A 13,204-nucleotide genomic window follows, 5' to 3' on the forward strand; every position below is an offset into this window, starting at 1 on the left:
CGCCGGTTGGCTTGCCGCGATCCTTGCCATGGTGCGGCAATGCGGGTGATTATGCAAGTAGGATCAAATGTTTATGACTAAAGCCAGGCAGCCCAACAACGGGGTGGAAATCGGCCGGGCTTGCGGTTATGGTCCGGCCATGATCCGACAGTTCACATCCTTTTGCGCTGCTGTAGCGCCGCGTGCGGTTTTGTCGCTCGCGCTGGTCGCGGCACCGGTCGGGCTGCTGGCCGGGTCGCAAGCTTGGGCGCAGGCCAAGAAGGCCGCCGCCACGCCGCCGGAAACCAAGCGGCTGGGCAGTTTCAAATCCTGGCAGGCCTATCAGCTGGATGGCAAGGATGGCCGCATCTGCTATCTGCACGGCCTGCCCGCCAAGCAGGAACCGGCCAGCGCGCGGCGCGGCGAAATCTACCTGCTGGTGACCCACAAGCCGGCGAAGAATGTGCGCAACGAGGTGAGCATCTTCTTCGGCTATACGCTGAAGGACAAATCCAGCGTGGAAGCGGTGATCGACAAGGATGCGCTGTCGCTGTTCACCCATGAGCAGGCGGCCTGGGCGCGCGACCCGGAAACCGATGCCAAGCTGGTGGAGAATTTCAAGCGCGGCCGCCAACTGGTGGTGAAGGGCGAATCCGATCGTGGCACCAAGACCACCGATACCTACGATCTGAGCGGTTTTTCCGATGCCTTGAAGACCATCGACAAAGCCTGCGGCGGGCCCAGCTCATGACCTTGCAGGCAATCGTTCCCGATATCGCCGCCAAGCCCGACAAGCCGGCCCTGCCGCTGCCCGATGGCCGGGTGGAATTGCTGGGCCTGACGCGCGGCGAAATCGCCGAAGCGCTGATCGCTGCCGGCGAGGCTGAAAAAGGCGCCAAGATGCGCGCCAACCAGCTCTGGCATTGGATCTATCATCGCGGCCAGCGCGATTTCAGCCAGATGACCACCTTGGCGAAGGATCTGCGCGAACGCCTGGCGCAGCGTTTCCATATCGGCCGGCCGTTGGCGGCGCGCGATCTGCAAAGCAGCGACGGTACCCGCAAATGGCTGCTGCGCTTCGCTGATGGCGAGGAAGCCGAAAGCGTGCATATCCCCGAAGAGGATCGCGGCGCGCTGTGCGTTTCCTCGCAGGTCGGCTGCACGCTCACCTGCCGCTTCTGCCATACCGGCACCATGAAGCTGGTGCGCAACCTGAATGCGGCCGAGATTGTCGGCCAGGTGATGCTGGCGCGCGATGCGCTGGGCGAATGGCCTTCGCCGCCCGATGGTCGCATGCTGTCCAACATCGTGATGATGGGCATGGGCGAGCCGCTGTATAATTTCGATCATGTGGCGAAAGCCTTGAAGATCGTGATGGATGGCGAAGGCATTGCGATTTCCAAGCGCCGCATCACCTTGTCCACCGCCGGCGTGGTGCCGATGATCGAGCGCTGCGGCGCCGAGCTGGGGGTTAATCTCGCAATCTCGCTGCATGCGGTGCGCGACGATATCCGCGATGTGATCGTGCCGCTGAACCGCAAATATCCGATCAAGGATCTGCTGGCCGCCTGCGCCAATTATCCCGGCCTGTCGAATGCCCGGCGCATCACGTTCGAGTATGTGATGCTGAAGGGCGTGAACGATACGCCGGCCGACGCGCGCGAATTGGTGCGGCTGCTGAAGGGCATTCCGGCCAAGGTGAATCTGATCCCGTTCAACGCCTGGCCCGATGCGCCTTACGAATGCTCATCCGACAAGGCGATTCGCGATTTTTCCGAGATCGTGTTCAATGCCGGCTATTCCTCGCCGGTGCGCACGCCGCGCGGACGCGACATCATGGCCGCTTGCGGGCAGCTGAAATCCGCCAGCGTGAAGCGCAGCAAGGCCGATATCCTGCGCGAGCAGGCGGCAAAGGAAACCGCGCTGGCCCAGGCCCAGGCCGCGGGGCTGAGCGCATGAGCGGCCTGGCGAAAGCATCGGCCGTTGCATTGCTGGTGGCGGTATCGGCTCCGGCGCCGGCCTCTGCGCAGAGCAATTTCGTGTTCGCGCCCGATCCGGCCCTGCAGGCCGCGCCGCAGGAACCGCCGCCGATCAATATGCCGGCGCGGCTGCGCTATGCCCCCGATGAAGGCCAGTATGCCGCCAATCCGGAGGCTGTGCAGGGTTTCACGTCGCCGGATAAATGGATCATCCCGCGCTATTTCGAACTGCGCCGCGACAAGCAGATTCGGGCCCGCGCCAGCCGCTCGATGATGCCGCGCGATCTGCCCAACGGGCTCAGCGAACCGCCCAAGAAGGGCGATCTGCTGCCGGCTTTCGAACTCAATGAATTGCCCGCGCCGCTGTTGCGCGACCTGCCGCGCCTGCCGCAAGGCCTGGTGCGCGCCGTGGTGGGCCACGATGTGATCCTGCTGCGCCAGCGCAACAACGAAGTGGTCGATGTGCTGGAAAAAGTGATCCGCTAGGCGCGCGCCTTAAGCGTTTACATCCAGCACCAGGCGGCCGCGCTGTTTGCCGGCCAGGATTTGCGGCGCCAGCGCGAACACATCGGAGAGCGGGCGGAGTTCCGTCATCGCATCCAGTTTGTCGATGGGCAATTCTTTGGCCAGCTGCCACCAGGCGCGGCGGCGGCGATGGGCTTCGGCCATCACGCTGTCGATGCCCAGCAGGCTGACATTGCGCAGGATGAAGGGCAGCACGCTGGCCGGCAGATCGGCGCCCCCGGCAAGCCCACAAGCCGCGACCCAGCCGCCATATTTGATCTGGCTGAGCAGGTTGGCCAGGGTGCTGCTGCCCACGCTGTCGATGGCGGCGATCCAGCGTTCCTTGGCCAGCGGCGGGGTTTTCTGCGTCAGTTCGGCGCGGTCGATGCAGCTCTCGGCGCCCAGGTCTTTCAGATAATCATGGGTCTCGGCGCGGCCGGTGCAAGCCTGCACGCGATAGCCGCGCTTGGCCAGCAAGGCCACCGCCACTGAGCCCACGCCGCCGGCCGCGCCGGTCACCAGCACGGGCAGGGCCTCGGGCCGCGCATCGGGCACCAGCCCGGCGTCTTCCAGCGCCATCACGCAGAGCATGGCGGTGTAGCCCGCCGTGCCGATCGCCATGGCCTGGCTCAGCGTGAAAGCGGATGGCACGGCGGTCAGCCATTCGCCTTTCAGGCGCTGGTATTTGCTGTAGCCGCCCCATTGGGTTTCCGACAGGCCATGGCCGTTCACCAGCACCTTGTCGCCAACTTTCCATTCCGGATCGGTGGATTCCACAACCGTGCCGGCCAGATCGATGCCCGCCACCATGGGCAGCTTGCGTGCGATGCGGCCGCCGGTCAGCGCCAGGCCGTCCTTGTAGTTCAGCGTGGAATAGGCGATTTCCACCAGCACGTCATGCTTGGGCAGGGCATCGAAGCCGATCTGCTTGAAGGCGGCTTTGGGTTTGCCGTCCACCTCCTCTATCAGCACGGCCCTGAACGTTTTTGACTGGGAATCGCCGCTCATCTATTTCACCGGATCGGTTCGAGGATCGACACGTAATTGGCGACAGCGACGCCGCCCATGTTGAACACGCCGCCGATCTTGGCATCCTTCACCTGCAAGGCGCCAGCCGAATTGTTGAGCTGCATCGCCGCCATCACATGCATCGACACGCCAGTGGCGCCGATCGGATGGCCCTTCGCCTTCAGGCCGCCGGAAGGATTGATCGGCAGCTTGCCGTCCTTCTGGGTCCAGCCTTCCTTGATGGCGCGGGCGCCCTGACCCGGCGGCACCAGGCCCATCGCTTCGTATTCGATCAATTCGGCGATGGTGAAGCAATCGTGGCTTTCGGCAAACGACAGATCCCACACATTCAACCCGGCTTCCGCCAGCGCATCGGCCCAGGCCTTGGCCGGGCCTTCGAAGGCGATCACGTCGCGCTTCGACATCGGCAGGAAATCCTGCACATGCTGGGCGGCGCGGAAGGCGATGGCCTTCTTCATGCCCAAGGCGGTCTGCACATCGGTGAGCACCAGGGCGGCCGCGCCATCGGAAACCATCGAACAATCGGTGCGCTTCAGGCCGCCCACCACATAGGGGTTCTTGTCCGATACCGTGCGGCAGAAATCATAGCCGAAATCGCGCTGCATATGCGCCAGCGGATTCACCGAACCGTTTTTATGGTTCTTCGCCGCGATCATCGCGGTGGCATCCGACTGGTCGCCGTATTTCTGGAAATACTTGCTTTGGATGCTGTCGAACACGGCGGCGAAACCGCCCTGGCCGAAATGCTCTTCCTTGCGATAGCTGGCTTTGAGCAGGATGTTGCCCACCACGTCGTTGGGCGCCGAGGTCATTTTCTCCACGCCCACGCACAGCACGAAGCGCGCCTTGCGGGCGGCAATCGCGTTCAGGCCCTGAAACACCGCCGCCGTGCCGGTGGCGCAGGCATTTTCCAGCCGGGTGGCCGGCTTGAAGCGCAAAGCCGGATCGGCTTGCAGCACCAGGGAGGCCGGAAAATCCTGATCCACCAGGCCGCCATTGAAGGTGCCCAGATAGATCGCATCCACATCCTTGGCCTCGATGCCGGCATCCTTGATGGCCTGGGCGGCCACTTCGGTGATCAGGTCTTCCTGGGTCTTGTCATCCAGCTTGCCGAATTTGCTGTGGCTCCAGCCGACGATGCAGGCGGTCATGGCGGTTTCCTCAATGTGATTTTTAAAGGCTGGCAACAAGGGTGATGGCCCGCCCGGCGCAAGTCAATCGCTGCCAGGGGTATGACGCGGCGGCAGGCAGAGCCGTATCCGCAAGGCATGCAGCGACCGCCACCACGCGGCCGCTGTCCTGCCGCGCAAGCAAGGTTCCATGGCGGCTGGGCAAGGGATTGATTTTGCAGGATTGGGAGAGTCGATTAAGAACATAATAGAAAATAATAGGAATATTATATTGACATTTTGTTCCGATATGCTCTTATAAGGGGAATTATAACACAAGAATATATAAAACGTCTCCCTACGCCTCCCTGTTCGGCCCCCGCCGCATGAAAGCCAATCCGTCTGAGTCCGAAGCCATCCGCGATCCTCTGGGCCGGGATAGCTATCTCTGGGACCAGGAAGAGGAACAGCCCGATCTGAACGGCAAGCTGGAAGCCGCCCGCGCCGATTGGCGCAATGATGCCTCGCTGCATTCGCTGTTCGGCCCCGGTGGCGCCTTCACGCTGGAAGATACCGTCGGCAAGAATGGCAAGAACCGCCCCGGCGATGTGTTCAAGGTGCAAAGCCTGCTGCATCGCGAAGGCTTGCTGGATGCCGACAAGACCGATGGCCCCACCGGCTTCCTCGGCATCTACGACCACGAGGCCATCGAAAAATTCCAGAAGGAAAACGGCCTCAAGCAGGATGGCTGGCTCGGCCCTGGCGGCGAAAGCATCAAGGCTTTCCAGACCCTCTACGCCCCGGTGAAGAACCAACCGCAGCAACCGCAGCCGCAACTCCCCAGGAAGGATTACAGCCTCAACCTGTTCGATCCGAAAACCTGGGCCCTCTGGGACAAGATGGATGAACGCGAGCGCAATTTCTACGAACAGCAGGCAGCGCAGCCGGAAGAGCAAGCTGGACAACAGACAGATGCACAATCAGCTGCCGACGCAAAAGAGCCTGAAAGCGCGGAACGGCCCAACTATACGCCCAACACTTCAAAAGCGTGGTTGGAGAAGCAAGAGGCGGATCGGCGGTTTGATCGGGCCCTTGGCCAATTATTCGCGCATGAAGGAGGTTATGTAAATCGAGCAAGCGATACAGGCGGTGAGACCAATTACGGCATTACGGCGGATACATTGGCCGCCTACCACGCGGCATATAAAGATCAAACCATTTCTAAAGACGTTGATAAAATATCAAAGAAAGATGCAAGGCAAATTTACCGAACAATGTTTTTCGATCGATATCGCACAGGCGAAATAATCGATGAGGGGCTGGCCGAGCATATTTTGGATATCACGGTGAATCCAGGCCCAGCACGCGCGGCATTATGGGCGCAACAATCGATAAACACCATCTCTCAGAAAAAGCTGGGCGAGGATGGTGTGATGGGTAGTAAAACGATTGCGGCCCTCAATGCACTTTCACCGCGGGATCGTGCCAAGGTGCATAACGACTTGATGTTGAAGCGCATGCGCCATTATGAAGCTGTTATTGCGGCAGAACCAAAAAAGGAAGAGTATCGTAATGGTTGGGCCAATCGCGTGGCGCATTTCGGGAAATACGCGAGACAATAGCCCTCGGATATGATCCTCGATCAGAAGCCTTCTCGTTGGCGGTGAGTAATGATGCCGCGCAGAATATCTTTCAGCAACCCAATATGCTGGCCGAGATGGAATACATGTAGATCGGTGCCGCATCTGTTGGTCTGGCAGAATGTATTCTCATTATAAAATTCCCACCAGATTCTCTGGTGAGAATGGCTGAGTTGTTGAAGATATGCCTGATAGCGTTGTGCGGCTTCATTCGGATTGGGCATCGTTGCGCGCACTTGATCCAGGATCAAAGCGTTCAAACAATCTATGATATCGGCGGAGCCGGCCCGCATTCGCCCGGTAACGCCGCTATCCAGTTCCTGGCGGTATTTGTTTACACAGCTATTGATGAGACTCTCTGGATCAATATTTGCCGCCGGACCGGTGACTCGCCCCGGCTTTACTTGTGCTGAGAGCGCGCCCGCCGCCAACATTACCAACAATCCGATGCATAACCCGATAGGCCGACGCATAAAGCTCTCCCTCATGGATTCATGCAAATCTGCGGCAGATGCAGGGGGGAATGCAAGCCGAGATTTTCATTGCCAATCCAAGTAAAAATGTTGCAGCTGGCGCCTTTCAATTTATAGATAAAACATGGAATCGAAATGCCAAAGAAGTTGATGTGAACGATTTATCAAAGGATTCGCAAGATCGGCTGCGGCGCATGTGTTGAGTAAGCTGGGCGTTATAGATTTTTTGTATAAAAATAACTTGAAAGCAGCCATCATGGCCGCTGGAAAAAATGGGATGTTTTTTCCAAAAGATGACGCGGGAATAAGCCTTAAGATGACGCGGGAATAAGCCTTGGGGGCAAGAAACGCTCGATGGATCCAATCCTGGAAGACTATCGAAGGCGTTTGGATGGTTTGGAGAGGCAGTGACGAAAATGATCGGCGCGCGATATCTAAAAATTCGAATGCTGCTGCTTCTTGCTTTCATGGCGATGCATTCAAGCAGCATCGGGGCCGAGGCGGAAACATAGCCGGCAAACTCTGCCCTGTGGGAAGGGCGGCCGTTTCTGGATGCGCGGCGCGATTTGCTGAAGCAAGGATGGAAGCCTTTTGAGTCGCATGAGCTGGACCCAACGGGCTCGCCATATAATCGCAGCGCCGGCATGGAGGATGTTCATTATCGCGCCGGAATCATCGAAGTGCAGAAATGCTCACAAGGGCAGGTTTACTGCCGGTTCAATTACACGCGCGGGAAACAATGCCTTTTTCTCATCACCAAGGGTGAAGGCGATCCGCGTATCTCGCTTTGGGACGATACGTGTTTCCAGCCTTTGGGGGCGCGATAGGAAAGTCAAAGGCGGCGGAAATGAAAAAGGCGATTATATTCGCACTTGCAGAGGACCACGTGCAGCACTGTCGCCTGTGGCTCAGATATCACTGCCGGTTTCGCCGTCGCGGGTGAGCGAGGATAATGCAATGGCCGAGGCGCCGGGAAACAGCGTCACGATCATCTCTGTGCCTTGATCGGGCGCGCTGCGCACAATGATGCGGCCGTGGTGCAATTCCACCAATTGGCGGGTGATCGCCAGGCCCAGGCCGCTGCCTTCATGGCGCCGCGCCATCGGGCCTTCAACCTGCCAGAACGGTTCGAAGATGCGTTCCTGGTGTTCGGGCAGGATGCCGATGCCGGTATCGCGCACGATCAGGCGCAGGCCATCGGCTTCGGGGGCTGCGGTGAGAGTCACCTTGCCGCCGTTGGGGGTGAACTTGATGGCGTTGGTGAGCAGGTTGATGGCAATCTGCTTGAGTGCCTGGGCATCCACCGCCACGTCGTCGAGCCTTTCGTCGATCTCGCTTTCCAGGCTGAGGCCGCGGGTAAGCGCACGGCCGCGCACCAGGCGGATCGCGCCATCCAGGATCGCGGCGGCATCGGCATGGCGGATATCCAGGTCGTAGCGTCCGGCCTCGATCTTGGCCATGTCGAGAATGTCGTTGATCAGGCTGAGCAGATGGCGGCCGCTGGCCAGGATATCCTCGCCGCATTCCAGATAGCGGGCATCGATCTCGCCGAACAGCTTGCTGGTGATGATCTCCGAAAACCCGATCACCGCGTTGAGCGGCGTGCGCAATTCATGACTCATCGAGGCGAGGAAATCCGACTTGGCGCGGCTGGCCTCCATGGCGCGCTCGCTTTCCAGGCGATAGCGTTCGGCCAGTTTCTCTAGCTGGCGGGCCTGCTGGCTCACTTCGGTTTGCGCGGCCCGCGCCACGGCCTCCACTTCCTTCAGCGCGCTGATGTCGAAGGCCACGGTGAGCATGTATTCCGGCTTGCTGCCGCTGTTGTTGGGCAGCGGCAGCTTGGCAATCCACCAATGCTGCGGCCCGCCATCGACATAGGTGCGGTGCACCTCGGTGAAGGGCAATGCCTTGCCCGCCATCACGGCGGCATCCTCGGCGTCGGTATCTTCCGCCAGCGGGCCGGGGCGGATTTCGCTGAAACGCTTGCCCACCAGATCGGCTCCGGGCGCATGGTCGGGCGGCAGAAACAGCTTGCGTGCATAGGAATTGGTGAAGCGATAGCGCAGGTCGGCATCCTTCACCACGATCATGCAGGGGATCGCATCGATCACGTTCTGCATCAGTTGGGCCATTTCCGCCAGGGCCATTTCGGCGCGTTTGGCGGCGTCTACGTTGCGCATCACGCCAAACAGCCGGGGATGGCCATCGGCATCGCGCTGGGCCATCAGCACCACATCGAACCAGCGATACTCCCCGTCGCGCCCACGCAGGCGGATCTGGTTTTCATAGCGCTCGCCGCTTTGCAGCACCTCGATGGCCTTGGCTTCGTGGGCGGCGCGTTCATCGGGATGCAGCAGATCCAGCGCGGCATCCCAGGTGATGCGCTCCTCCTCGCCGGGCGCGCCCTCGGCCATGCCGCCCCAAGACAGCACTTCGCGGCGGATCGGATCCACCACCCAATAGCTCAGCCGGCCCACGCGGTGGCTTTGCAGCAATTGCAGGCGCTGCTGTTCCAGTTTGGCGTAGAGGCTGTCGCGTTCATCGGCGCGCTGGCGCAGCGCGGTCATCCATCCGGCCCAGCGTGCCACGCCGGCCAGCACCAATCCCAGGCCGGGCACGTAAAGCGCTACCGCGCCGATATGCCAATGGCTTTCCGCTTGGCGCAGGCTGGCCAGCACTTCCAGCCAGGAGGCCGCGGCAACGATGGCCACGCCCGAACAGAGCATCACATAGCCGGGATCGGCGCCCACCTGCCGATGTTGCGACAGCAGCAAAAGGAACAGCAGCAGCAAGGCTGCCGCGCGCAGGATCAATGGCAGTTCCGCAACGACACTATCCATGCCCACCCTGCCAATGGCCCACCCGGCCAATGGAAATTCCCTACAGGGGAAATGCCCTACAGGCTACGCCCGAAACGCTCCGCGAGCAAACGGCGTGCGGCCGCTGCCGGGGTGATTGCGCCCGCCCCCACGGCGGTTTCCAGTTCGGGCAATGCGCGGGCCACTGCCGCATCGGCGCGCAGCCAATCCCACAGCCCATCCTGCAATTCGCGATTCAGCCAGCCGCGCGCCTGCTTCTGGCGCTGCGCCGCCAATGCGCCGGTGGCCTCCAGCGCTGCGCGGAATTCGCTGATCGCGGCCCAGGTTTCGGCAATGCCCTCGCCGCGCAACGACGATACCAGCTCCACCCGCGCCCGCCATTCCGGATGACGCGGACGCATCAGATGCAATGCCGCACGGTAATCCGATTGCGCCAGGCGGGCGGCTTTCAGCAGATCGCCATCGGCCTTGTTCACGATCACCAGGTCGGCCAGTTCCATGATGCCGCGCTTGATGCCCTGCAGATCGTCGCCGCCGCCCGGCGCCAGCAGCAGCAGGAACATGTCCACCATCTCGGCCACGGTGGTTTCCGATTGGCCCACGCCCACGGTTTCCACCAGCACAACGTCGAAACCGGCGGCCTCCACCAGCACCATCGCCTCGCGGGTGCGGCGCGCCACGCCGCCCAGCGAGCCGGCCGAGGGCGAGGGGCGGATGAAGGCGCGGATATCGCGGGAAAGCGTTTCCATCCGGGTCTTGTCGCCCAGGATCGAACCGCCCGAGAGACTGGAGGAGGGGTCGATGGCCAGCACCGCCACCCGCAGCCCCTGGTCCAGCAGAAACATGCCGAACCGTTCGATGAAGCTGGATTTGCCCACGCCCGGCGTGCCGGTGATGCCCAGCCGGATCGCCCGGCCCGAAGCCGGCAGCAGGCTGGATAGCAGCGCATCGGCCGCCGGCTGGTGCGCGGGGTTGCGCGATTCAACCAGGGTGATGGCGCGCGCCAGGGCCCGGCGGTTGCCGGCCAGCACCCCCGCGGCCAAGTCTTCCTGTTTCACCTGCAAGCCGGATTCAGTTGCCATTGCCAGACCTTACCCAAGCCTTGCGGGACTGGCCAGCATCGTGCGGGCGGCCTGGCGCTGGCAAAGGGCGCTTGACCGATTCAACCTGGGATGAGAAGATTCTCCGGAAACGAATCACCCTGTGCTTTCGTTCGCGGGGTTGGTCCAATGGATAGGCATCCATGAATCTGTATGCGTTAGATCGCGAGAAGCGCGAAAAACGGCTACAGGCGATGATGGGCGATATGGGCATGGCATTGCCCGACGCCCCGCCGCCGCCGCCGCCCGAGGCGTTTATCGAACGTCCGCTGGCTTCCGATGCCCTGCCTGATGCCCTGCCCGATGCGCTTCCTGGCACCCCTCCGGGTTTGGACGAACCGCCTTGCGCCCCGCTGCCGCCGGATCGCGGCGAATTGCTGCGGGCGCTGGAAACCCTGCGCGAGACATTCGAGATAGCTCGCCAGGAACCATTATCGGCCCTGATGGTGCTGGCCGATGTGGAGCGCGGCGTGCAGGTTCTGCGCGATGGTTGCCTGCGGCTGAACCTGCGCAGCATTGCCGATCTGCTGGCGCTGTTGTCGGCCACATTGCAGCGCACCGAACCGCTCAATTCCGCCCATATGGAGCTGCTCAGCCTGGAGCTGGAGGCGGCCCGGGCGATGTTCCGCCTCGGCATCGACCAGGTGGATTCCAGCGCCGAATTGCTGCACGCCCTGCGGGTTGCGGCGCGCCGCCAGTTCAACGGCGTTTTCTGATCACTTCTGGGCGCATCCGTAAAAAACCCCTTGAAATCCTGCCGGAATGGCCAAAACTAAGGGCCATGCCGAACGCTCCGCGTTATTCCGCTGTCGCGCTGTTGGCATTTCTGCTCTTGCCAACATCCCTGCTGCCGGCAGCGCCAGCCGCCGCTTCCGATCAGCCTGCCCCCAGGCAGGCCGATGTGAAGTTCGGCGTCTATGCCCTTGGCGGCCAGGTTTTCGATGTGGATCTGTCGCTGCGGCCCGATACGGGCCGGCTGGGCAATGCCGCCGGGCCGCATCGGCTATCGGTGAGTTCGGCCATGCGCAGCACCGGCGCGGCCAATGTTTTCCTGCGCTTTCAGATGCAGGCCGATCTGGATTTGCGGCTGGGCCAGGATGGCCTCAAGCCGCTGCGGTATGCCAGCGAAAGCGATGGCAGTTTCAATCGCCGCTCGATCACCATGGTATGGGGCCCCGATGGCCTGCCGCGCACCGAATTGCTGCCGCCCGCCGATCAGGACGACCGCGACCCGGTGCCGGTGGACCTCACCCGCAACACGCTGGACCCCACCACCGCCATCCTGGCCCGCAGCCTGGTGGCCGGCGACCAACCCTGCCAGGGCAGCGACCCGATCTTCGATGGCCGCCGGCGCTATAACCTGCATTACAGCCCGGTGCGCTGGGAGGCGCTGCCGGCCTATCGCCGCTCGGCTTATAGCGGCGATGCCCTGAAATGCACGGTGAAAGTGGAGCCGATTGCCGGCTATGCCCGCAAATACATGGAAAACACCCGCAAGCTGGAAAACGAGGTGACCGAATTCTGGCTGGCCCGGCTGCCGGCAGAAGGGATTTGGCTGCCGGTGCGCCTGCGCAGCCAGTGGATGCTGGGCGAGGTGGATGGTTTCATTTCGGCTGCTGCCCTGGATGGCCGCACCCTGCTGCGCCCCATCGAAGGCCTGGCCTGGAATCCGCCCGAGAGCAGCAGCAATTAGCGCCGGAACAGCCGCTCGTCCCAAATCAGCGGTTGCGGCTGTGTGCTGGTGATTTGCGCAAAATCCGGGTGATCCTGGTTGATCAGCAGATTGCGTTCGCCGCCTGCCGGCACTGAAGGAACGGAAAGGCAGAGGCTGCGCCGCTCATCGGCCCAGGCATCGCCGGCCCGGCGCGCAACGGCATAATCATGGCCGTTCCAGCCGGGCAGCGCCCGTTCGTCGAGGCTTTCGACCGATGCATCGGGCAGGACGATTTCGATCCATACCTGACTGGCCGGCACGCCGCCGAACGGCAGATGCACCAGCAATTCCAGCCGTGCCACGGCCAAGCTGGCGGCGGCATAGATAATGCGCCGGCCGGGGCTGTTCCAGCGCCCGCCACGCAACGCCGCGCCGGTGCCATCCAGCAATGGGTGCCGCCGGTCGCCGATGCGATAGGCTTTCAGGCGGGCAATCCGTAGAAGATACGCCAGAGGATGGCTTCCACCTCGCGGGCGCCGATCTCGCTCAGGATGGCATTCACTGGCTGGTCCCCAGCCAGTTCGGGATGCGGGTGGTTTAGAAAGCTGCGCACCATGGCATCGTCGCCCAGCACATGGCGAGCCAGCGCCAGTACATGGCCGATCCGTACCGCCTTGTCGCTTTCATCGGGGCTTAGCCGGCCGGCTTTCTGCCGCCGTTTCCAGGTGGAATCCGGCAGAATGGATTGCGGCCGGATGCCATAACCGAGTTGCAGGCTGGCGATGCTGGTGGCGGGCAGGCCCTGGCGCACCGCTTGATCGAATTGCCGGGGGGTGTCGAAGCGGCGGTGAAACACCGTCCGCCCTCCCAGAATATCAACAGTTTCCTGAAGAAACTCCATCACGCATCTCCATTTGA

14 protein-coding genes are annotated in these 13,204 nt (G+C 61.9%); 6 read left to right on the top strand and 8 right to left on the bottom strand.

The features are described 5' to 3' along the window. Positions 1-73: 73 nt before the first annotated feature. From KF827_RS05145 to KF827_RS05155, 3 genes are read left to right on the top strand one after another with little or no spacing between them, the layout of a single operon-like run. Entirely contained in the window at positions 74-730 is a 657-nt protein-coding gene (locus tag KF827_RS05145; protein ID WP_291001301.1) for an invasion associated locus B family protein, read from the top strand. Beyond that, entirely contained in the window at positions 727-1,938 is a 1,212-nt protein-coding gene (rlmN, locus tag KF827_RS05150; RefSeq protein ID WP_291001304.1) for a 23S rRNA (adenine(2503)-C(2))-methyltransferase RlmN, read from the top strand. Before KF827_RS05145 ends, rlmN begins: the two co-directional genes overlap by 4 nt. Continuing rightward, on the top strand, positions 1,935-2,444 hold the full coding sequence (locus KF827_RS05155) for a hypothetical protein (protein ID WP_291001307.1): 510 nt from the start codon (positions 1,935-1,937) through the stop codon (positions 2,442-2,444). Before rlmN ends, KF827_RS05155 begins: the two co-directional genes overlap by 4 nt. A gap of 9 nt (positions 2,445-2,453) precedes the next feature. Here KF827_RS05155 and KF827_RS05160 read toward each other — a convergent pair whose 3' ends face one another. Next, complete coding sequence (locus tag KF827_RS05160; protein WP_291001310.1) at positions 2,454-3,470, bottom strand: MDR family oxidoreductase; 1,017 nt, start codon at positions 3,468-3,470, stop codon at positions 2,454-2,456. A gap of 5 nt (positions 3,471-3,475) precedes the next feature. Then, positions 3,476-4,642, bottom strand: coding sequence for an acetyl-CoA acetyltransferase (locus tag KF827_RS05165; RefSeq protein WP_291001313.1), 1,167 nt, complete (start codon positions 4,640-4,642; stop codon positions 3,476-3,478). Between the two features lie 344 nt (positions 4,643-4,986). Between KF827_RS05165 and KF827_RS05170 the strand changes: the two genes are divergently transcribed. After that, the gene (locus KF827_RS05170) at positions 4,987-6,222 is read left to right on the top strand and encodes a glycosyl hydrolase 108 family protein (protein WP_291001315.1); all 1,236 of its coding nucleotides are present in this window, start codon (positions 4,987-4,989) and stop codon (positions 6,220-6,222) included. Positions 6,223-6,242: 20 nt separating this feature from the next. Here the strand turns inward: KF827_RS05170 and KF827_RS05175 are convergent, their stop codons facing one another. The 4 genes from KF827_RS05175 to meaB form a co-directional block, all read right to left on the bottom strand. Then, a complete protein-coding gene (locus tag KF827_RS05175; protein ID WP_291001317.1) occupies positions 6,243-6,713 on the bottom strand; it encodes a hypothetical protein in 471 nt (156 codons plus the stop codon). Positions 6,714-6,819: 106 nt separating this feature from the next. Continuing rightward, positions 6,820-7,359: a hypothetical protein gene (locus tag KF827_RS05180; RefSeq protein WP_291001320.1), complete on the bottom strand. Its 540-nt coding sequence runs from the start codon at positions 7,357-7,359 to the stop codon at positions 6,820-6,822. 262 nt (positions 7,360-7,621) lie between these two features. Further along, the gene (locus KF827_RS05185) at positions 7,622-9,553 is read right to left on the bottom strand and encodes an ATP-binding protein (protein WP_291001323.1); all 1,932 of its coding nucleotides are present in this window, start codon (positions 9,551-9,553) and stop codon (positions 7,622-7,624) included. A gap of 56 nt (positions 9,554-9,609) precedes the next feature. Further along, complete coding sequence (gene meaB / locus KF827_RS05190) at positions 9,610-10,614, bottom strand: methylmalonyl Co-A mutase-associated GTPase MeaB (RefSeq protein ID WP_291001326.1); 1,005 nt, start codon at positions 10,612-10,614, stop codon at positions 9,610-9,612. 161 nt (positions 10,615-10,775) lie between these two features. On the opposite strand from meaB, the gene KF827_RS05195 reads away from it, so the two are divergent. Both KF827_RS05195 and KF827_RS05200 read left to right on the top strand, forming a co-directional pair. Then, entirely contained in the window at positions 10,776-11,348 is a 573-nt protein-coding gene (locus tag KF827_RS05195; RefSeq protein ID WP_291001329.1) for a hypothetical protein, read from the top strand. 116 nt (positions 11,349-11,464) lie between these two features. After that, positions 11,465-12,325 carry a DUF3108 domain-containing protein gene (locus KF827_RS05200; protein ID WP_291001331.1) on the top strand — a complete coding sequence of 287 codons (861 nt, stop codon included), beginning with the start codon at positions 11,465-11,467 and terminating at the stop codon, positions 12,323-12,325. Here KF827_RS05200 and KF827_RS05205 read toward each other — a convergent pair. Next, positions 12,322-12,798 (bottom strand): RES family NAD+ phosphorylase, encoded by a 477-nt coding sequence (locus KF827_RS05205; protein WP_367273120.1) that lies wholly within the window; start codon positions 12,796-12,798, stop codon positions 12,322-12,324. The two genes, KF827_RS05200 and KF827_RS05205, sit on opposite strands and share 4 nt — an antisense overlap. Beyond that, complete coding sequence (locus tag KF827_RS05210; protein ID WP_291001334.1) at positions 12,768-13,142, bottom strand: antitoxin Xre/MbcA/ParS toxin-binding domain-containing protein; 375 nt, start codon at positions 13,140-13,142, stop codon at positions 12,768-12,770. Before KF827_RS05210 ends, KF827_RS05205 begins: the two co-directional genes overlap by 31 nt. Between the last annotated feature and the right edge of the window lie 62 nt (positions 13,143-13,204).

It is taken from the genome of Ferrovibrio sp., assembly GCF_019636075.1.
Classification (GTDB): Bacteria; Pseudomonadota; Alphaproteobacteria; order Ferrovibrionales; family Ferrovibrionaceae; genus Ferrovibrio.